Raw genomic sequence first — 20,865 nt, 5'->3', positions numbered from 1 at the left:
TCTCGTTTTTGCCCACCCTACGGACGAATGAACTCTGACGGACGACGGAAGTTCTGAACCGGCTCATTGCGCAACGCTTGGACCATATAATCTCGCCAGATGGGAGCCGCATAGCTGCCGCCCGTTGCCCCTCGGCCCATGGGGCTATTGTCATCGTTACCAACCCATATCGCCACTGCTAGCTGAGGCACATAGCCCACAAACCAGACATCTTTTTGGGAGTCAGTGGTGCCCGTTTTACCCGCCGCAGGTCGACCAATGCGAGCATTGGTGGCCGTGCCTCGCTCAAGGACGCCGCGCAACACATCCGTGAGGGCCGCTGTTGCCCAAGGATCCAGCACCAGCTGGGGTTTAGGCGTGTTGTCAAGTAGCACATTGCCATCACTGTCGGTTACCTGGGCAATCAGGGTTGGGTCAGAGTGCCAACCATTATTGGCAAAGGTGGCATAGGCTCCAGCCATTTCCATGGGGGTTAACTCTGCTGACCCCAGGGGCAAAGAAATCACCGGATCCATGGGGCTCTCAATGCCCAGGGTACGGGTTACGTCAATCACCCGCGAGATGCCCACAGCCTGTCCCAGTTTTACGGCGGGAATATTACGGGACAGCTCTAATGCACGCCGAATCGGCATACTTCCCATAAAGGAACCACCATAGTTTTTAGGTGAATAGTAGCCAGACCCATCGGGATACGTGACCGGTGTGTCCCCCACGATGCTATCAGGGGTGTACCGACCTGAGGCAAAGGCCGCATAGTAAACAAAGGGTTTGAAGGCTGATCCTGGCTGACGACGCGACTGAACGGCCCGATTAAACTGGCTGCTTTCATGGTCCACACCACCGACGATGGCCTTTACAAAATGGGTGCGCGGGTCGATGGCAACCAGAGCCATTTGATCGGCGATGGCACCGTTGCCAAAGCGGTTAGCATGGGCCGATTTTACGGTTTGTTTAGCTAAGGACTGTAGCTTAATATCAATGGTGGTCTGCACTCGCATGCCACCTTTGAGTACGGCTTCTTGACCAAATTGTTCCTGTAGCTCCTGGACAACCGCTTCAGTGACGTAGGGAGCCTTACTGGAAACAAAGGACGTGACTTTACCCAAGCGCAGAGGTTGTTTTTTCGCAGCCTCGGCTTCGGCTGGGGTAATCCACCGCAGCGTTTGCATCCGCTCTAGGACGATAGACTGCTCTCGCTTTGCGGCCTGGTAGTCTACAAATGGACTCAGGCTTTCAGGCGCTTTAATCAATCCCGCCATCATCGAAGCCTCAGCCAGGGTTAAGTCCTTGGATGACTTATTGAAGTAACTCTGGGCAGCGGTTTCAACACCATAGGTATTGTGACCCCAATACACCTGATTGAGATACATTTCGAGGATTTCATCTTTCTCGAAAATTTGCTCAAGGCGCAGCGATAAAACCACCTCAGCCACCTTACGGCTAATGGCTTGCTGGGGGCTCAAAAATAAGTTCTTAATCAGCTGCATGGTGATGGTTGAACCACCCTGCACTGTATTGCCTGCCTGGAAGTTGGCTAGAAATGCTCGGCCAATGCCCACAGGGTTGATGCCGCTGTGCTCGTAAAAGTCACTATCCTCAATGGCCAAAACCGCGCGCTTGAGGTGGGGGGAAATTTCGTTGAGGTCTACCACTTCCCGGTTAGCTTCGTCGTGCAAGCTATCGAGCAGGGTGCCGTCTACGTCGTAGATGTAGCTGGTTTCGGTGGGGATGTAGTTGCGTAGCGATCGCACATCGGGCAAATTTCGAAAGCTAATGGCTAAACCCACTAAGCCACCAGCTGAGATCGCACTACATAGCATGGTTGCCGTCAATAGTGTCGCCCCGCTAATCTGAAGCACATCTTGAATGTGCTTCATCAGCTTAGGTTCACCAGTAAACTGCAAAGGAACTCGGGTTTGACGAATGGTATTAAATGCCACGGATACGCTACATCCTTACGGAAATACACGGCAGGCCAGATTAGTGAGGCGCGGCTGATCTGAGCGATGATTTCGTCTGAAAAATGCCGACTTATAGCATTTCTAACAGATCGACTCCTCCTCTAAATCAGCACCCGTAATTATAAAGCTGCTGCCATAAACAGAATTTAAATCACATCCAAATTAAACACGTAATACTTCCCAAATAGAAAAACCGTTGTTTCAGATGTGGATGCGGTTGATGTCGAAATTAGAGTCAGACTTCCCAGATCGTACTCAAAACGTCTTTAGGAACAACAAGCCCCTAGGACCGATTCAGTACCGAGGAATGTTCCAGCTGATCCATAGACCAGTAAAATGATTTGCGGCAAGCGCATCGGACGAATGACGTACCTATAATCTGAAAAAATTGGGTGGATAGGTCGTTGAGGACTCAATGTGTGCCGTTAAATCTCCCTAACCACATGATGCAGGCACAAGGGCCTTATGCATCCATCAGAAAAGGGAGATAATTTACCCGCTACTATAGTGGATTCCGGGCAGATGTCTAGGCAAGTTTGAAAACTTAGGCAGTCTTACGGAGTTATCAGTATTTATTTTTGGCGGTTCACTGCGCATTTTTACACCAACACACTATGACCGAGGCTTCTAATTTTGTAATGTCGGCCATCCCTGAGGAGTTTGCAGGGATCTATCGCGGCGTCAGTGAAGTATTTCCCCATCAGCCCGAATCAGACGATCCTAATGAAAGTTTGTTGGCAAGATTACAGCAAACTGACCGGCCACTCCGGATCAAATTAGGGATTGATCCCACGGGTTCTGAAATTCATCTGGGTCACAGCATTCCGGTGAGAAAGCTGCGGGCGTTTCAGGATGCAGGCCACACGGCGGTCCTGTTGATTGGCGACTTTACGGCTCGCATTGGGGACCCCACTGGTAAGTCAGAGGTGCGCAAACAGCTGACGGAGGCTGAGGTTAAAGCTAATGCAGAAACCTATATTGAGCAGGTACGCCCCATTCTCGATTTTGATACCCCTGGCCGTTTAGAAATTCGCTATAACTCGGAGTGGCTAGCGAAGTTGGACCTGGGCAAAATTCTGGAGCTGCTGGGTACCATGACTGTGGGTCAGATGCTGGCCAAGGAAGGCTTTGCCAAGCGTTACGAGCAGGGCAATCCGGTGTATCTCCACGAGTTTTTATATCCCCTGATGCAAGGGTTTGACTCGGTGGCGCTTAAGGCCGATGTAGAACTGGGGGGCACTGACCAGAAATTTAATGTGGCGGTGGGACGAGATTTACAGCGTCATTTTGGTCTGACGCCACAGTTTGGCATGATGCTGCCGCTGTTGCTGGGCACCGATGGCAGTCAGAAAATGTCTAAATCCTTGGGCAACTATGTGGGGCTGCAAGAAGATCCGCTATCCATGTATTCCAAGTTAGAGAAGGTGCCTGATGCCCTGATTTCTGACTATTTTGAGTTACTGACAAAGCGGTCCCTGGATAGTCTGCCGGAGAATCCACGGCAGGCTCAAAAGCAGCTGGCTTTAGATGTTACCGGTCAGTTCCATGGTGAAGCGGCTGCGCAGCAGGCGCAAAAGGACGCCATTAACCTGGTGCAGGGGGGCTCGGGTCAGGCAGAGGCGGTGCCGGAATTCTCTCTAACAGCGGTGAATTTCCCGGCCAAGGTCTTTTATTTGCTAGGGGCAACGCCTCTATGCAGCAGCAGCAGCGATGCTCGCCGTCAGATTAAGGGCGGTGCGGTGAAGTTGGATGGGGAGAAGGTCAGCGACCCCAATGTGGAATTTGCTGGCCCCGATGAGCTGGTGGGCAAAGTGCTACAGGTGGGTAAGAAGAAGTTTGTGAGGCTGGTGGCATAATGGCCCAAAAATTGACCACGCAATCAGCGGCGGAGCGGATTATTGTGCCGTTAGATGTGCCAACGATGGAGGATGCGATCGCACTCGTCGATACCATTCCCAACGTTACCTTTTGGAAAGTGGGTCTAGAGTTATTTGTCAGCGCTGGGCCTGCCATGTTAGAACAGCTAAAACAGCGTCAAAAGCGCATCTTTCTTGACCTCAAGTTCCACGATATCCCTAACACTATGGCGGGAGCCTGTCGAGCTGCTGCTGGTTATGGTGTGGATCTGATCACGGTCCATGCTCCGGCGGGTAAAGTCGCCCTACAGGCGGCCCAAGCGGCTGCTATGGAAGGGGCTGCCGCCACAGGCTGTGTCCCCCCTAACTTAATTGCGGTTACCTTGCTTACCAGCATTAATCCCCGGGCTCTGGCGTTTGAGCTCAAGGTTTCTCTGGAGCTACAGGACTATGCATTGCAGATGGCTTTGCTGGCCCAGGATAGTGGTCTAAGGGGTATTGTTTGTTCTCCCCAAGAGGCAGAAGCTTTGCGCCGTGTGTGCGGTGATGAGTTCTTGTTGGTGTGCCCTGGTGTGAGACCTGCCGGTTCTGCTAAAGGTGACCAGCAGCGGGCCATGACGCCCAGTCAGGCCATTGCTGCTGGAGCTAGCTATCTGGTCATTGGTCGTCCGATTACTCAGGCTGAAAATCCTGCCACGGCATTTCAACAGATTTGCGATGAAATTACGATAAATGGATAATCTCGTAGGGGTGATGCCTTGTGCTCGCCCTGAACTATTGCATGCTACCGATCAGAATTTAGGATTAATCGTAAGTGGTGTGTTAGCGATCGCACGAATGGCTTCTTTTATGCCCAACCTGTATTCCCAAAGGTTTTTGGGAAGCGTCTGCATTGTGTTGAGTTTTGCCCTGGGTAGTTCGCCCGGCCTGGCCAAGGTATCAAAGTCCTCCATCGAACAACCTACTCTTAAAGAGGAGTCTGAAAGCGATACCCCTTATATTCGTCCCCAGGCTAGCTGTCCTCAAGATTTTGCAGCTCTCTCGACTCTGTTAATTCGAGATATTCCTAGCTATACCAACCGGATTTTGCAAAGCAGTGTGGCGGATATTCGTTCTGCCTATCGGCCAGCTTATGTGATTACGGCTAGTCAGCCAGATCGGGTTCCTTTGGAGATTAAAGATCGGGTTTATACCACCCTGCCTGATGACGGCCAGGATTTGCAGCAGCTGTTTTTTACGACGCTTGAACGTCAGTATTCGGAGTCTGAGGCTATTTCCATCAGTCACTTTCATTGGTTGTTTTTAGCGCCTGATGAAGCGGGATGGCAAATGGTGTTTATGTTTTCTGCGATCGAGGCTGAGGATGAAAACCTGTTGCCGCCCCGTGATAGTAGTCAGGGAAGTGTGGGGCAGGCGGTGCAGCGTTGGTTGCAGGATTGTCAGGCAAGGGCGATACAACCTATGTAGGGGATGGCCTTGTGCATCTCAACCAGCAACTACTATGCTTGTTGGCTGTTTACTTCATCGAGCTTTTTTTTAATTTCCTGAATGTCCTGCCACATGAGCCATTTAGGTTTGCCTTTTTCGCGGGAGGGGTTTCGTAATAAGTAGGCTGGGTGGAAAATGGCCATGCAGTTTCGACCTTCCCATTCCATCCAGTTGCCGCGCACTTTAGTGATGCCTTGTTTGACGCCGACTAGGCCTTTGAGGGCGGTGCCGCCGGTGAGCAGAATGATTTTTGGATCTACCAGACGTACCTGTTCTTTCAGGTAGGGGATACAGGCGGCGACTTCACCTGCGGTGGGGGCGCGGTTACCAGGGGGACGACATTTGACTACATTGCAGATATAAACGTCGTTTTTGATGTCCAATCGGACGGAGGCCAAAATTTTGTCCAGCAGCTGACCTGATTTACCGACAAAGGGCAATCCCTGTTCGTCCTCGTGCTGCCCCGGCCCTTCTCCGATAATCATAATGGCGGCGTTGGGGTTACCTCGACTAACGACCACGTTGGTGCGACCACCAGCCAGGTCACAGCGCTGACACTGATTGCAGTGCTGAGCTAGTTGTTCTAGATTTTCGTAGGTGCCCGAGGGAATGGGGATACTGGCACGGGTGGGAATTTGCTCCCAGGTTTCTGGGGATAGGGCATCAACTTCGGAGGGCAGCTGATTACTAAACAGGCTAATCTGCTCTGTCATGAAAGGGGCAAGTAGCAAAGGATACAAGGCTCTAGTTTATAGGAAACCTTGGACCTGAAATCTCCTAGTTAGCCTTTAAACCCAAAGACACCGACCTTCTGTCGATAAGCTGAATTCTACGTTAAGAAAGAACATAAGTAAAAATTATGGGACGGTCGCTAAAAATGTGAGTCAGTCTAGCAAGAATATCAATACCTCTTGAATAAAACGTTCACGTCCCCGTTCTGGACGATCGTTGAACAGGTAATGGGTTGCATCTGGAATTGTTACCATTTGCACAACTGGAGCATTGATCAGTTCTGTCTCCAATATTGATAAGTCTTCTGGCCGAGACCAAAAATCTAACTCTCCCCGAATGCCAAGGGTGGGGGTATAAATATCTTCTGTGTTCCAGTATCGATACCCCTGAGCCAGGTTAAAACTTTCTTCTCGATAGGCGGTAGGAATACGAGCACTTGGCGGTGTGCGAGTTGCGCTGGTGGGGTCGAGTTCAACGGCTGTGCGAGCATAGGCATCAGCGACGGCTGGGTCTCGCCATTGAGTTTTGTTATCGATAGGAATTGAGTTGTCCCATCCCCGCAGAAAGCCGTCGTAATCAACCAAGCGATAGGCACCCCCATCAGGGTTAAACCTGCCGGGATTATTAGGATCTTCAAAGCGCTCAGTCAGTACCCAGGGGGCATTCACGCTGTAGAGGCTGTTTAGCATAATGAGATGGCTGACGACATCATTATGCCGACTGGTGTACATACCGGCCCAATGGCCACCAGTGGCCCAACCAACCAGGGCAACTTGGGGTTGCGTGGTGCGATCGCGGATCCAGTCCACTACGGCACCAATATCACGGACTGCTTCCTCAGAGTTAACTAGCGGGGGATTGCGATCTGCCGGTTCATCTAGACCATCGGGCCGAGTCGAATCTTCCCAGCCGCGTACATTCATGACATAAACAGGGTGCCCGGCCTGGGCAAAGTCCGCAGCCAGCGAGTAGTCTGGTACGTCTAAATCAAAGGATGCCAGACCTCCCGGACCACCACCATGAATCAAGAGAATGGGCACTCCAGTGGATTCTGACTGGGTTTTGACCTCTCGCACAGAAATTTTAATGCCCGGATCGCTCTCAACGCGAAAGTCAGTGCGCGATACTGCAATGGCAGAGACTATTTCTGTAACAGCAGGGGAAACGGTGGGTGAGATCGCGCCCTCGGCTTTAACGTCAGTGACTGCTATGGTTAGCCATCCTAGAATCCATGCCCCTTGGCTTAGGTGTTGATGAAGTGCCATATTCGTCGAATACCCCGTAACGCTCTATCTGCCACCATAGAAAAAGCCCATATGAACGTCCAACACCTCTTTTGTTCATAATTAGCACCTAAAAGGTTCAAATGGAGTTACGCCACCTGCGCTACTTTTTGATGGTTGCCGAGGAGCTGCATTTTGGCCGTGCAGCCCATCGTCTCCATATGGCTCAGCAGCCCCTGAGCCGACAGATTCGTAACCTGGAAGAAGAATTAGGGGTGGAGCTTTTTCATCGCACCAAGCGTACGATGTGGTTAACGGAGGCGGGCAAGGTGTTTTTGCAAGAAACACGAAAAACACTGGCTCAGGCAGACCATGCAGTGATGATGGCTCAGCGGGTTGGTCAAGGTGTGGCCGGACAATTCAATATTGGTTTTACTGGCCCCATTCTCAATAGTGTTTTGCCAAAAGTTGTGCGTGAGTTCAAGCAGAGATTTCCAGCAATTCACCTGGACCTAAAACGGTTGCAAACCAATGAACAGGTGAAGGCACTATTAGCTGAAGAGATTCACGTAGGCTTTCTACATCCTCCGATTAATGAGCCTTTGCTAAGTCAGGAGGTGATTTATAGAGAGCCTATGATGGCACTATTACCAGATATTCATCCCTTAGCGAAAAAATCTCCTGTGCCAATATCAATAGCATGTTTAGCGGACGAGTCATTTATTTTGTTCCCTCGTCAGGTAGGCCCTGTTTTGTACGATTCCATTATTAGCTTTTGCCAGCAGGCCAATTTTAGCCCAAGGGTGATCCAGGAAGCGTTTCCACAACAAACAATTCTTGGGCTAGTGGCAGCAGGCTTGGGAGTGTCGCTCATTCATGCGTCTATTCAACAGATTCAACAACAGGGTGTGGTGGCTAGACCTTTGATAGAACGGTCTCCTATACTTGAATCAGCCGTTGTCTGGCGTTCAGATATATCTCATCCCGCCATACCTAATATACTGAACCTTGTGAACGAGCTTTTTTAAAGTAGCTCAAGGCACTCTTTTGGGGAGTCATGTATGATCAGCGATCGCAACAGCTGTTGTGATCGCTGATCATTTGTAACCATAAAGTACAAGTCTATTGCTTCTCAGAATCAAGCTGAGCGATCAACCTCACCAAAGAATGTAACGAATCAATCTCCAAAACAATAGGTGTTTTATCTCCTATGGATAAATTCACTTCATTCAATGCGCGATCTGGCATATCACTAGCCTTACCCAATAACTGCTTGGTGAGCGCGATAAACAACAAGAAAAATGTCACAATCGGGAAGATGGCCATGGCTTTACAATGTGAGCAACAATGTGAACAACTTTGACAGGTGGTAAATCCTTAAATAGACTCCTTAAGGCAGGCACAGGCAAAGACTAAAAACGTCGTAGCTGCAAACAGTTTGAAAAGAGGTTGTACCTGAAAGTAGATAGTTTCTGCCAAATTTTGAGAAACGACCCAACCTACAAACAGTGTTAAGAGAGAAACCCCCATACCAAATAAAAACAACCAGCGAAATAACTGAAATGCTATGCGCATGATCAAGCTGTAGCGTCGACGTTGCCTAAATCGCCTGGGAAGCCTATTACCAGGACGTTTCTGTAGTAGTCGAGCCAGCACTGTATGCGTTTGAAACTTAGCAAACATGAGATGTCCCCCGAGGTTATTACCAAAAACCAAGGCCAAGGAAAGCGCTCTTCAGCACCCTCCTCGGCCTTGGTAATCTCTCCATAAACCGAGCCGTTTTTAATTGTTTTTGAACCTATGGGCTGCCGCTCCCCAGCATACCCATGGAATTAAAGATTCATCGCTTCTTGAGCTAAATACAGTTGATACGATGGCGCACCATGAATGAGAAAACGTTGCTGATGGTTTTTCCGCTCCATCTCCAGACTAATGTGGCCATACTGTGTACCTTGTTCACCCAAAATGGTGTGCAGGATTATTCCCAGCATGTCCCAAAGCCTTTGACTAATATAATGATCTGGGAAGTGTGGTCCGCTCCTTAATAACTGTTGTACCTCATCTAGACTAACTGCGTAGAGATCGTAAACTGTATTCTTAACAATGATTCTAACGGTCTGACGATCTGCAGGGCTAAACTCTAACTCCACGTTACCAAAGCCAGTATCTAAGACCGTTTGTCGGATGCTCTGATCAACGGACGTTAACACCTGATAGAGGTCCATTCGCCTAAAGTGTGAGTGATTAAACATAGATGCCCCCTTATGTGAGAAATTTATGGAGAAAATATCACTTCCGCGTAGCGTTTAACCTCACATAGATAAAAGTAGCGATAAAGTTAGATGCTGTCAATAACCAGCCTCAAGTGTTGCCATCTAAGATTCAGGTCATAATAATGTCTGCCCATCATGATTATCCTTAACCTATCTCACTTCAAAAGCTAGAGCAGAGTAATAAGAACCATGAAGTGAGGGTTTTTCTGTTTAAAAATAATAAGCCAGGGTTTAGCTCCTCACTTATGTGAGGTAACCTATCAAATACAGTTAGTGTTTAACTATGGCTAGGGATCTCGGTGGGTTCCCCTCGATCATCGTTATTGCATGGTTTTAATCTGAGGATGTGGCGTTTATGGTGGAGCCCGATATTTCTGAAGACTTTCTGACCTCAGAAGCTAAGGCTCACGGAGTCACTGAGGCTGAAAGGCAGGCTTTGATTCTAGCGGTGAATGGTTTATCGACAGCTGACATCGCCAAACAGTTAAAAATTAGTGATGCTGCAGTGCGTAAGCGTCTTGGTGAGGTATATCGTAAATTTGAGATTGCGCGGAAAGGGCCAGGCAAACTTGCTATTCTCAAAGTCAAACTGCTCAACGCTCAATCTGAACGTGCCCAGAATCAGAACCAGAACCAGGACTGCATTGATTTAGGGAATGCTCCCAAAGTAATCTCATTTACTGGCCGAAAAAGGGAATTACAGCATCTAAGCCAATGGATTCGTAGCGATCGCTGTGATCTAATAGCGGTTACCGGTATAGGTGGCATTGGCAAAACAGCCCTTGTCTTAGAGTTAATCGACCAAATAAAGACCGAGTTTGATTGGGTTGTCTGGCGCTCACTACGACAATTTGATTCATTTCAAGCTCTGCTTGAGTCATTACCTGAAATACCTGCCAATGCCTCCATTAAGGATTTGTTCAAAATATTTAAACAAAAGCGATGCTTACTTGTATTAGATCAGTTTGACCAGGTTTTTGTTTCTGAGACTAATCCTACGAAGAATGCAAAGAAAGCGTCTCGACATTTTCAAGCAGGGGCTTTAGATCCTCTCGATCATAAGTACAAAGACTATAAGTATTATCGTCAGCTGTTACAAGAGGTTGGCATTTCAAAATTAGAAAGACAACTACGTAGCTGTGTTGTAATCACTAGTCGTGAGAAGCCTCGAGAGCTAGTGACTCTGGAAGGAGAACACTCAAATGTGCGTATCTTGGCTTTAGCAGGGCTAGATTATCAGGCAGCTGAGCAACTGTTAGAAGATATTGAACCATTGCAGGGCACCGATGTCGAAAAAGCGAAGCTCATCCATAGCTATTCTGGAAATCCTTTGGCTCTCAAGTTAGCGACGGGTACCATTAAAGACTTGTTTGCAGGGCGTATCCGACGCTTTTTAGACCAGCAACAGCTGGTCTTTGACGATCTGCGGGATGTGTTAAAGGATCAGTTTAATCGGCTATCACCTCTCGAAAAAGAGACCATGTACTGGTTGGCCATTAATCGCCTACCCATGACATTTATCAGTCTGCAAACTGATATTGTCTCTTTGCTGAATAAGCAAGATCTTGTTTATACGTTGCGCTCCCTGGAACATCGCTCATTAATCGAAGTGAGATCAGCAGGGGCAACCTTTACTTTGCAGCCAACGGTGATGGAATATGTGACTCAGCATTTGGTCAAGCGCATCGTTGAGGAACTCAACTCGTCAACTATACAGAAGTTGCCTGACAATTTATTACTTAACAATCATTCCCTCCTAAAGGCTGATGCTGTTCACTATGTGCGACGACAGCAAACAGAAAAGCTATTAAAGCCGGTTTTGGATGCCCTAAAACAACTCTATGGCAGTGCAAGGGAAACTCAAGAAAAACTAGAGATCTTCTTGGAGCGCCACCGTCATAATGATGCTTATAAAATTGGTTATTTAGGTGGAAATTTGGTCAACTTGATGACACAGCTGTCGAAAGAGTTGAAAGCCGCTAAAGATCTGAGCAATCAAGATTTTTCACATTTGGCGATCTGGCAGGCAGATTTGGAAGGGGTTAAACTAACTGGCACTAAGTTTAACCACTGCAACTTAGATAAATCTGTTTTCACTGAGATGCTAAGCGATGTGGTATCAGTTGGCTTTACCCATCAATCTACTAGCTTTAATTCTCTGGATGCACCGTATCTCGCTGCTGGAGATACGAATGGGCATATTCACATTTGGAATGCGCTGACCTATCAAAAACGTACCTATTGGCAAGGTCATTTAGGTTGGGTACGGTCACTCGCGTTTAATCGAGACAACACCTTAATCGCTACCGGGGGAGATGACAGTAAATTAAGACTTTGGCGTTTTCATCCTAGCCCTGAAAATCAACCCAGCCTCAATAATATTTCGCTAGTGTGGGAGAAAGTTGGCTTTCCAGACTGGGTACGCTCAGTCACGTTTCATCCTGAAAGGGAGCTCGTCGCCTGCTCTAGCCGATCTACGATTTATCTATACAGTGTGAGGACTGGAAAGGAGTTGAAACGTCTTCAGGAACGTGGAGAAGAGTCTTCTACGCCAACGAGTAGTGAAACTCTTCGATATATTACCTTTAATCAGGCTGGCAATCAAATTGCCAGCTGTGGTGATGATACCTATATTCGAGTTTGGGATTGGGAGAAAAGGCAACGAGTTTTCATGTCGTCGACAGAAACTGGGCATGAAGATTGGGCTCGATCTGTGGTGTTTTCTCCCTGTAGCCAGTATTTGGTTAGCAGTGGTGATGATCAAACCGTACGCATTTGGGATCTGGAGTCCCAAACCTGTATCAGGGTTTTAAGGGGACATACCGATCGAGTTCGTTCGGTTGCTGTTAGCCCAGATGGATGCTATGTAGGTAGTGGTAGCGACGACGGCACCGTTATTCTGTGGGATTTTCACCTGGGAACTCAAATTAGTAAATCTCAAATACACGACAGTCGTGTCTGGTCTGTTGCCTTCTACCAGCACCATAGCGACACACTTTTAGCCAGTGGCGGAGATGATCGTTCAGTTGTTTTATCGAAAGTGTCTGCGACACCCAATAGCTGGACGCATCCCATGGAGCCGCTCAAAATTTTGCGAGGGTTTGCCAGGGGAAGTCGGTCGGTGGCTGTGCTGTCTTGTGCTCGTCAAACGTCTGATCTAGATTTAATTGTTAGTGGTGGGAATGACTGGCATATTAAACTATGGCAATCTTTTCAAGAAGATCCCAATACGCCGATTCGAGATTTAGCGGGTCATACCGGACGTATTTGGGGGGTAACGGCCCATGCAGAATGGGTTGCCAGCGCCAGTGATGATGGGACGGTGCGGATTTGGGATTTGGAAAGCGGTTCCTGTGTCAAAGTACTTATAGGCCATCAACACTGGGTGCGCACGGTGGCGTTTAACCCCAGTGGCACAATGCTGGCGAGCGGCGGAGATGATCGCCAAATTTATCTCTGGCAGCTACCTACGGGGATGAAATTACAACTATTGGAGGGGCATCAACATTGGATTCGAACGGTTGCCTTTAGCCCCGATGGGAAATATTTAGCCAGTGGTGGGGATGATAAGGCAATTTATCTCTGGGATGTGCGCAAATATAAGGTGATTCGTAAGTTTAAGGAGCGCCACCAGCATCGCATTCGTTCAGTTTCATTTAAGCCGTTTCCCAAATCTCAGTCCAATCCTCGATTATTGTTGGCGAGCGGTAGTGATGATGGAAAAGTGATCATCTGGGATGTGGAGATGGGGGAATATCTCCATTGTTTTGAAGATGAACATCGGACAGCAGGGGTGAAATCTGTTGCCTTTAGCCCAGATAGTTGTTGGATGGCGAGTGGTAGTGATGATCATAGGATTTATGTATGGGACACTCGCTCACCTAATCCACAAAACTGGAAAGCCCAGCCAATAGACATGCCAATGCCCATTGGCCAGCCATTGGGGATTCAATCTTTGGTGTTTATGTCGGATAGTCGACATTTAGTGAGTTGCGATCGCAGTGGTTCTATCCACATCATCGATATTATCGATAAAACTCGCCGACAAATTAAGCCACCCCGTCCTTATGAAAAGATGCAGATAAAAGGCATCACTGGAATTGATCCAGTACAGCGTGTCAGTCTCAAGGATCTGGGCGCTATCGATGTGGAAGACTTCAGCAATAGCCTGTCCCAGAGCCAAAATTAAAGCCCTAAGCTTTAACGCTCTCCACCCGCTACATTGGGATTATACGAGCCAGTTATTTGCCCCCATGAGCACATCTGTTATTACCGGTCACTCCACCCATACGCTTGATCACTTATTTCAAACGCTCATTGCTCCACAGGCGGCACAGCTAGATCGAGACCCAACGTCCTTACATAAGGCATTTCAGGAATTAGGTCGCCATGGGTTATTGGGACTTAAGGTTGCCAAACAGGGTGGGGGACAAGGTTGGAATTCTGAGGCGGTTTATCGATTTACGGAGCAGCTGGCGCGCTACTCTGGAGCACTGGTGTTTTTACAAAGTCAGCATCAGCGGTGTGCCCAGGAGCTTTGGAATTCTGACAACCTAGAACTAAAACAGACCTATTTGCAGGGTGCGATCGCAGGTGACATTGGTCTGGGTGTAGGCTTCTCTCATTTGCGTCGGGCACAACAGCCTATCCTGGCAAAAGAGACCGCTGGGGGGTATATGTTTAATGGCACAGTGCCTTGGATTACGGGGTTTGGGATTTTTGAGCATTGGATGTTGGCAGCACAACTACCGGATGGACGAGCAGTTTTTGTTCTAGCTCCATTTCATCCTGTCAAAGGCTCGCTTGCATTTAGTGAACCCATGGAACTGGCAGCCTTAGGATCAACACAAACGGTAACAGCGACTTTGCAGGATTGGTTTGCGCCTGAGAAATTGGTTTTGGATGTTAAGCCAGCGGGGTGGATTCAGCAGGCAGATATGGGGTATCCGCTGACGCACAATTTTTTTGCCCTTGGCTGTGCTCAGGGAGGATTGGATATTTTAAAAAGGGCTCAATCGTCTGTATTTCCTGAGATTGGTGAGGCCTATGGGAGATTAACCCATGAGGTGTGTCGCTGCCGAGAAGCTACCTATGGGACTTTAAAGAATCCATCGGAAGAGAGGTTGCGGTTGCGGGCTTGGGCGATTGAGCTAGCGGTGCGGTGTGGCCATGGGGCAGTGATTGTGTCACGGGGGGCGGCGAATTTTGCAGGGCATCCGGCGCAACGGGTTTATCGAGAGGCCCTGGCGTTTTCGGTATCAGGCCAGAGTAATGGGGGAATGAGGGCGAGTTTGGAAAGAATTTTGTAGGGTGCTTTGTGGGCACTTTGCACAATTTTGGATCATCGATCTGTTTGATCGTGGACAACTGGGCGATGCCGGGGGGATCATGACCGGGAATCGCCATACCGTTAAACTGTTTTCGCAATGAGCTTCTCTAAGGTCTGCAATAACACTTGCTCATTGTATGGCTTGGCAAAGTAGGCAGCAGCTCCCAGGTTCATTGCTAATTTGCGGTGCTTTTCACTACTGCGGGAGGTTAGCATCGAAATGGGTAACGACTTAAACTCAGGTCGATTTTTAATTTCATCCAGCACACCATAGCCATCAAGACGAGGCATCTCTACATCACAAAGAACAGCCTGTACGTTTAAGCCTTTAAGAAGTTTATCGACGGCTTCTTGCCCATCCCGCGCTTGTTCGACATAGTAACCTGCTTTCTCTAGGGTAAGTGTAAGATAACGACGCAAGTGTACAGAATCATCCACGACCAAGACTGTTGGTTGCGAGCCATGGTTTTGCTGGGGTAATGGGACGAGGTTAGAAACGTCCGATTCGGTTTCTAATGGTGTGTGGATCTTGTCAAAAGCAGTACTAGAAATGAGTAGCGGTAGATCAACCAGAGAGACAACTCGACCATCCCCCAAAACAGTTGCCCCGACAAAGCCAGGTGGCAAGGGAATGGGGCTTGTAATGGCTCGGGTAGCAACTTCCTGCTCCCCCCAGTAGCGCTGGATGACAATGGCACAATAACCGTTGTCATGGCTAACGATGAGAGCCATAGGGTGGTCAATGGTAGGTTTACCCTCAAAGGGAGTCAAGGAAGCCCTGCCATTGAACGTGAGGTGATCTTCGAGCTGGACTAAGGGGATCTGTTGCCCCTGCCAGATAAATTTGGGTCCTTGGTCAGAGTCAATCAGTTGGTCCCTATCCAGAGCCATCAGTTCTTCTATAGCATCCACAGGCACAGCAAATACCATGGATTCCTGTTCCAAAAGCATGATCCGAATTACAGAGAGGCTTAAGGGAATTTCAATGGTAAAGGTTGTTCCCTGGCCAGGCTGTGTATCTACCTGAATATCACCATTCAACTGTTGCAAATTGCTGCGAACCACGTCCATACCCACACCACGGCCCGACAGTTCAGTAACCTCAGCTGCGGTACTAAACCCTGCATCAAAAATAACGGAGAGTAGCTCCTGCTTACTCATTTTATTGATAACAGCCTCATCAATATTGTGTTGTCGCATGCGATCGCGAATTTTATCCAGGTTAATGCCGCGTCCATCATCACGAATAACCATTCGGGCACGGTTGCCAATTTGAGAAGCCCGAATGGTTATCAATCCCATTTCAGCTTTACCCGCCTTAACCCGTTCATGGTTTGGCTCAATCCCATGGTCAAAGGAATTTCTAAGGATATGGGTAAGAGGGTCTGCCAACAGCTCCAAAGCAATCCGCTCAAAGAGAGTAGTTTCCCCTTCGATTTTGAGCTTGACTTTTTTATCGTATTGAACAGACAGATCACGAATCAGTCGAGGAAAGCGGCCTAGTATATCCGAGATCGGACGCATTTGAGTACGAGTAATTCGATTTTGCAGTTTTTGGGTCGTACCATTAAGAGACTGGGTGGTCTGGTCCATTTCCCGCAGACCCAGACGGATGTCAGCAGTTACCTCCTGAAGCTTAACAACTGTTTCCATTTGCTCCTGGGCAAGCAAATGTAATTCAGAATATTGGTCCATCTCCAGGGCATCAAAATCTTGAGAGAGTGCCACACCTATGCCACTATCAGACGCTCTTGACTCCGCAAGGGCAACCGGTAGACTGGCATTCATCGCCCCTGTTGGCAGAAGACTTTCCATAGAAGAACGGTCATACCATTGACGCAACCGGACGTTAAACGATTCCAATGCTTGCATCCGTTCTTGTAGTAGGGTGGCAAAATCATTTAACTGCTTTTGTCGCAGGTTGATCGCATTTCGCTCCAGAATCAAGGTACCAAAGAGATCGTTGATCTGTTGTAAATCTTCCGCAGCGATCCGAAACGTGCCGGTTCGCTTAGGTGCCGTCATCTGAGGACGAACAATTTTTCGTTTTACCCTAGGGCGAGCCAACCTTTGGGTGGAATTGGATACTTGTGCCGGGATAGCCTCTGAGGTTGCTTCAGAGATAGCGTCTGGGGTAATTTCTGGGGCGACTAAATCAGTTGTTGCGGTAACCCTATCCTTATCAAAAGGGTCAACTAAGGTGGTTATGTCAAGTTGAGCAAATGCTGCCTGTAACTGGCTGAGATCCTTTGTATCCAGCTCAGGTAAATCCATTGCTGGTGGGTCCACAGTAGTCTCAACACCCAGGTTTTTAGGCCTTGGTGGATCCATTTCTGTAAGTAGTTCGGCTTCTGCAAGTAGTTCGACAGCAGGCTCAGGAACCACGACAATGGAGCTATCAATATTATCATTATCGATACTTGGCAATATTTCTAACGCTTCAGCGGCAGCAGCCATTTCCATCTGCAAGCTTGCTAGATCAGTATCATCCAAACTGATCGTCTCTTCTGCCGTCAGGAGAGATATGTCAGTAACGACGTCTTCTATTTCGGACGGCGAGTCTGTGGGTAATATCGATTTCCATACGGCGGTGGGCTCTACTACAGTGGCACTCTCCAAGGTTGCATCAGGCGTCGTATCAGGAATAAATTTGAGTTGGGATGGCAGCTTATCCATACGCCCCAGTTGCACCAGGGACTGAGAACGTCTCCAGGCCGTCAATGCCTGCTTGCATAATGCTGGCATCTGCCCAAGGCTAGCGCTTTGGGCTTGATCATAAACTGACTGGCAAAGCTCAACAAAGGTATCGATTCCCCCCATCAGCCCCAGTTCAATTAATCGATTAGCCTGTTTACACAAAGCTTCCTGCAGTGGTTCTCCTGCATAGCCAGGCAAATTTGCCTCAAACGTATCCAGGGCTTCTTCCACACCCCCATTGAACACAAGAATGGCTACGTCTATATCGTCCTCGTCTGAGAGGAGGAGACTTTCATCGGCCTCGCTTAGTTCACCCAAACGATCTCTTAACTGCTCAATAATAGGATCTACATGGATTGCAATCCATGCGTTATCAACACTCAAGCCTGAGGACAGTTGTGAGTTCACGGCCTTCAGGCTATCTACCCCTTGCAGTAAGAGGGTTTCCAAATCAGTATCCACATCCACATTGCGGGCTCTAATGATTTTGAGGAAATCTTCTAGTCGGTGGGCCACCTGGGCCATGGGTGCAAACCCCATCATGCCAGCTCCTCCCTTCAGGGAGTGAGCAGCGCGCATGGCCACATCAATTTGCTGAGCAGGGTTTTCTGCATCGGGCAGGCCAAGCAAAACCTGTTCCATCTGCTCAAAATATTCTCCGGATTCCTCCAGAAATCTTTCTCGAACCTGCTGATCGGTAGCCATGGTGTGATTCAGGTATGGTGTTGAAGTCGAAACTGGACTGCAAATTTAATCGGAGCTTTAAGTTGGAACCATAGCAGCTCTCTCGTTTATTCGTTTAGTTGAATGGCCACTCGGTTTTAGCCATATTTGTTAGTTTTCGTCGTCAATCTTAAACTGTTCTACCGAGGCTTCCAGTTCTTGTGCAACTTCAGTGGCATCTTTCATGGCTTGGGCCATCTGTTGTGCCGATTCTGAACGTTTTTCAGATTCCTCAGCGACTTCTCTCACCAATGTGTTAACAGCTGATGATGACTCTGTCTGATATTTAGTAGATGCTGAGATTTGTCGCATCAGTTCATTAATTTGTTCTGATTTTTTGAGTGCTTCAGTCAGACGCCGTTTGGTTGTTTCCACAAGGTTGGTACTATCAACCACCTGGGCAGTACCCGTTTCAATCGACTCGACAACTTCCTGGGTTTCTGTTTGAATTTCCGCAACAATCTGAGCAATTTCTTTGGTTGCAGATGATGATTGTTCTGCCAGCGATCCTACCTGTTCTGCAACCGCTGTGAAACCTTCACCCATTTCACCGGCTCGGGCCGCCTCAACACTGGCATTAACCGCCAATAAGTTGGTTTTCAAGGCAATTTCGTCAATCAAGCTAACTGTCTGGGAAATCTTCTGGGCTGATTCACCCAATCGTTTGATTTTCTTCGCTGTTTCACCAACCGTTGATCTCAGACCCACAATACTTGCTACTGTTTGATCCATAGAGGATGTACCGGCTTTCACCGTTGCGTAGGTATCTTGAGTAAGAACAGAAGCTTCACCTGCGTTGTCGGCTACTTCCTGAATTGATTGGCCAATCTCTTCTACTGCTTCCATCGTATCTTTCAAGGATTCTACCTCAGCTATTGCCTGAACTGACAGCTCTTGAATAGCAGCCTCATTTTCAGATAGAGAACTGGTTACCTGCCCGGTAGATTTTTTTACCTGTTTTGTCGTGAGTCGTAAGTTCTCAATGATTGAGTTAAACAAGTCAGCTACAATACCGACATCACCCTCAGATAGCTGGGCACGGACTCGCAGGTCTCCATCTGCGGCATCGCCAACGTCTTCCATCAATTGGGCGATTTCATTCTCTAGCTCCGCCCGTTGACGCTCTTGTTCCTGGGCTACAGCAGTTTGTTCTTGAAGCAAGGTCTGCAACTGATTGAGCAATGAATTAAAACCTGCCCCTAAAGTTTTGGTTTCCACTGTGCCCGCTAGAGGTGCTCGAATCTCTAGTTGGCCACCTGCGGCAGCGGCTGCCGTCGAGGTCAAAGATTTCAGGGGAGAGGCTAACTGTCTCGCTAAAACACTCAACACTACAGTCGCTACAAGAGCCAGAGTTAGCGTCGTCACACCAAATGTTCGAATTAAATCATTGCCTGCTGCATTGACCTCTGCCTCGTTAATAACCGCAAGCGCCACCCAGTTTGTACCTGGCACAGTGGTAATACTGTAATAAATACCTTCTAGTTTAAAGAGTGAAGATAGATATAAGCCCAAATACTCCTGATTAACTTTTTCTAGCTCAATTTGTAGATCAGGTAACTCTACGGCTGCACGGATATCTGCAATAATTTCATCAACAGTATAGTCAGGAGTATTTAGGGCATTATCCAGTTCCTTAGCAATCACCTTAATGGACTCAGTTCCCAATAAAGACTCGGCCTCAACCTGAGTACCTTCTGAAGAGACAACCGCAACAGGAGTGCCTGACCTTGCATCTAAGATTTCAATAACCTGGTTATCTTGCAAGATAGCCGACAATAGGGTTGTCAGCTCTGCATGGAGCGCCTCAACCGGGACCAAGGTTTTAATCACGCCTAAAAAATTATTATTGCTCGGCTCTAAAATGCTCCGAGACATTTCGATACCGTCAATACCAGCAGACTCGTCGCTAACAACTGAACTGACAAAATATCCTTTCTGACTCGCAACCTGCCACCATTCTTCATCTCGTTGGACAAAGTCTGAGGTAACATTACTATAGGCCACATTAAAGCCATGGCGCTCAGTAAAGAAAATCTCGCCAAATCCCTCAACTATAGCAACATCCCTAAGATATTGATTTAAAGAGCTATTTGGGGTCAGGAGCTTGGTACTGGAAAATGATGTTTCTAGAGCATCAATGGGGGTAGTATGCCAATTTTTACTCACAGCTTTATTGGCATCAGTCACTAAGGCCTGGCGAACCGATGGATTTAAACCAATCACTTCTGGAATTTTTAGCGTATCTACCACAAAGACATTGGCAGCTTCGGCAGCCAGCAATGATTCTAGTTTAAGATTTTCCAGTGCCTGCGTTTTAGCCTTTTGCTTCACCGTAAAAAATTCGACGGCTCCTGCTACGATCAGCGGGATTAAGGCCGTTGGTAACACATAGGTAAGAAGACGTTGGGTAAGTGTTTGTCCTTGGGTAACTTTCGATTGGGTTTGAACGCGGGATGCACCAGATAAACCATTTTTAACCAGGGAGGATGTTTCAGTTAAAGATGGATTTTGATTTACAGAAGAAGAGACCATAATCATTCAAAATGATAAGCAATGAAAAATAAAGAAAACAGAAGCTTGCCA

At 47.9% G+C, this 20,865-nt stretch carries 14 protein-coding genes; 6 read left to right on the top strand and 8 right to left on the bottom strand.

The window, feature by feature from the left end; all coding sequences use genetic code 11:
* Nucleotides 1–17: 17 nt before the first annotated feature.
* Nucleotides 18–1,940: a transglycosylase domain-containing protein gene (locus SPB21_RS09515; protein ID WP_499866412.1), complete on the bottom strand. Its 1,923-nt coding sequence runs from the start codon at nucleotides 1,938–1,940 to the stop codon at nucleotides 18–20.
* Nucleotides 1,941–2,599: 659 nt separating this feature from the next.
* Between SPB21_RS09515 and tyrS the strand changes: the two genes are divergently transcribed.
* The 3 genes from tyrS to SPB21_RS09500 are packed head-to-tail and all read left to right on the top strand — an operon-like array spanning nucleotide 2,600 to nucleotide 5,284.
* Complete coding sequence (gene tyrS, locus SPB21_RS09510) at nucleotides 2,600–3,817, top strand: tyrosine--tRNA ligase (protein ID WP_499868688.1); 1,218 nt, start codon at nucleotides 2,600–2,602, stop codon at nucleotides 3,815–3,817.
* Entirely contained in the window at nucleotides 3,817–4,557 is a 741-nt protein-coding gene (gene pyrF / locus SPB21_RS09505) for an orotidine-5'-phosphate decarboxylase (RefSeq protein ID WP_499866411.1), read from the top strand. The genes tyrS and pyrF overlap by 1 nt, the downstream gene beginning before the upstream one ends.
* Nucleotides 4,550–5,284: a hypothetical protein gene (locus SPB21_RS09500; RefSeq protein ID WP_499866410.1), complete on the top strand. Its 735-nt coding sequence runs from the start codon at nucleotides 4,550–4,552 to the stop codon at nucleotides 5,282–5,284. The genes pyrF and SPB21_RS09500 overlap by 8 nt, the downstream gene beginning before the upstream one ends.
* A 32-nt stretch (nucleotides 5,285–5,316) precedes the next feature.
* Here the strand turns inward: SPB21_RS09500 and SPB21_RS09495 are convergent, their stop codons facing one another.
* Both SPB21_RS09495 and SPB21_RS09490 read right to left on the bottom strand, forming a co-directional pair.
* Nucleotides 5,317–6,018, bottom strand: a complete 702-nt coding sequence (locus SPB21_RS09495) for a uracil-DNA glycosylase (RefSeq protein WP_499058572.1) — start codon at nucleotides 6,016–6,018, stop codon at nucleotides 5,317–5,319.
* A gap of 171 nt (nucleotides 6,019–6,189) precedes the next feature.
* Nucleotides 6,190–7,302: an alpha/beta fold hydrolase gene (locus SPB21_RS09490; RefSeq protein WP_499866409.1), complete on the bottom strand. Its 1,113-nt coding sequence runs from the start codon at nucleotides 7,300–7,302 to the stop codon at nucleotides 6,190–6,192.
* A 101-nt stretch (nucleotides 7,303–7,403) separates the two neighbouring features.
* Between SPB21_RS09490 and SPB21_RS09485 the strand changes: the two genes are divergently transcribed.
* Entirely contained in the window at nucleotides 7,404–8,288 is an 885-nt protein-coding gene (locus tag SPB21_RS09485) for a LysR substrate-binding domain-containing protein (RefSeq protein WP_499866408.1), read from the top strand.
* 94 nt (nucleotides 8,289–8,382) lie between these two features.
* Here SPB21_RS09485 and SPB21_RS09480 read toward each other — a convergent pair whose 3' ends face one another.
* The 3 genes from SPB21_RS09480 to SPB21_RS09470 all read right to left on the bottom strand — a co-directional run bounded on the left by SPB21_RS09480 (nucleotide 8,383) and on the right by SPB21_RS09470 (nucleotide 9,512).
* Nucleotides 8,383–8,586, bottom strand: a complete 204-nt coding sequence (locus SPB21_RS09480; RefSeq protein ID WP_163699383.1) for a hypothetical protein — start codon at nucleotides 8,584–8,586, stop codon at nucleotides 8,383–8,385.
* A 51-nt stretch (nucleotides 8,587–8,637) separates the two neighbouring features.
* Nucleotides 8,638–8,943, bottom strand: coding sequence for a hypothetical protein (locus SPB21_RS09475; protein WP_163664027.1), 306 nt, complete (start codon nucleotides 8,941–8,943; stop codon nucleotides 8,638–8,640).
* Between the two features lie 149 nt (nucleotides 8,944–9,092).
* Entirely contained in the window at nucleotides 9,093–9,512 is a 420-nt protein-coding gene (locus SPB21_RS09470) for a hypothetical protein (protein ID WP_163699385.1), read from the bottom strand.
* 376 nt (nucleotides 9,513–9,888) lie between these two features.
* Between SPB21_RS09470 and SPB21_RS09465 the strand changes: the two genes are divergently transcribed.
* On the top strand, nucleotides 9,889–13,722 hold the full coding sequence (locus SPB21_RS09465) for a WD40 domain-containing protein (protein ID WP_499866407.1): 3,834 nt from the start codon (nucleotides 9,889–9,891) through the stop codon (nucleotides 13,720–13,722).
* Nucleotides 13,723–13,786: 64 nt separating this feature from the next.
* On the top strand, nucleotides 13,787–14,842 hold the full coding sequence (locus tag SPB21_RS09460) for an acyl-CoA dehydrogenase family protein (RefSeq protein ID WP_499866406.1): 1,056 nt from the start codon (nucleotides 13,787–13,789) through the stop codon (nucleotides 14,840–14,842).
* 101 nt (nucleotides 14,843–14,943) lie between these two features.
* Here SPB21_RS09460 and SPB21_RS09455 read toward each other — a convergent pair whose 3' ends face one another.
* Complete coding sequence (locus SPB21_RS09455) at nucleotides 14,944–18,264, bottom strand: response regulator (protein WP_499866405.1); 3,321 nt, start codon at nucleotides 18,262–18,264, stop codon at nucleotides 14,944–14,946.
* A 129-nt stretch (nucleotides 18,265–18,393) separates the two neighbouring features.
* The gene (locus SPB21_RS09450; protein WP_499866404.1) at nucleotides 18,394–20,814 is read right to left on the bottom strand and encodes a methyl-accepting chemotaxis protein; all 2,421 of its coding nucleotides are present in this window, start codon (nucleotides 20,812–20,814) and stop codon (nucleotides 18,394–18,396) included.
* Nucleotides 20,815–20,865 lie beyond the last annotated feature (51 nt).

Source organism: Leptothoe sp. ISB3NOV94-8A (assembly GCF_043421595.1).
GTDB lineage: Bacteria > Cyanobacteriota > Cyanobacteriia > Phormidesmidales > Phormidesmidaceae > Leptothoe > Leptothoe turfae.
The sequence above is the reverse complement of the archived record's forward strand: the minus strand, read 5'-3'. Positions and strand labels throughout refer to the sequence as shown.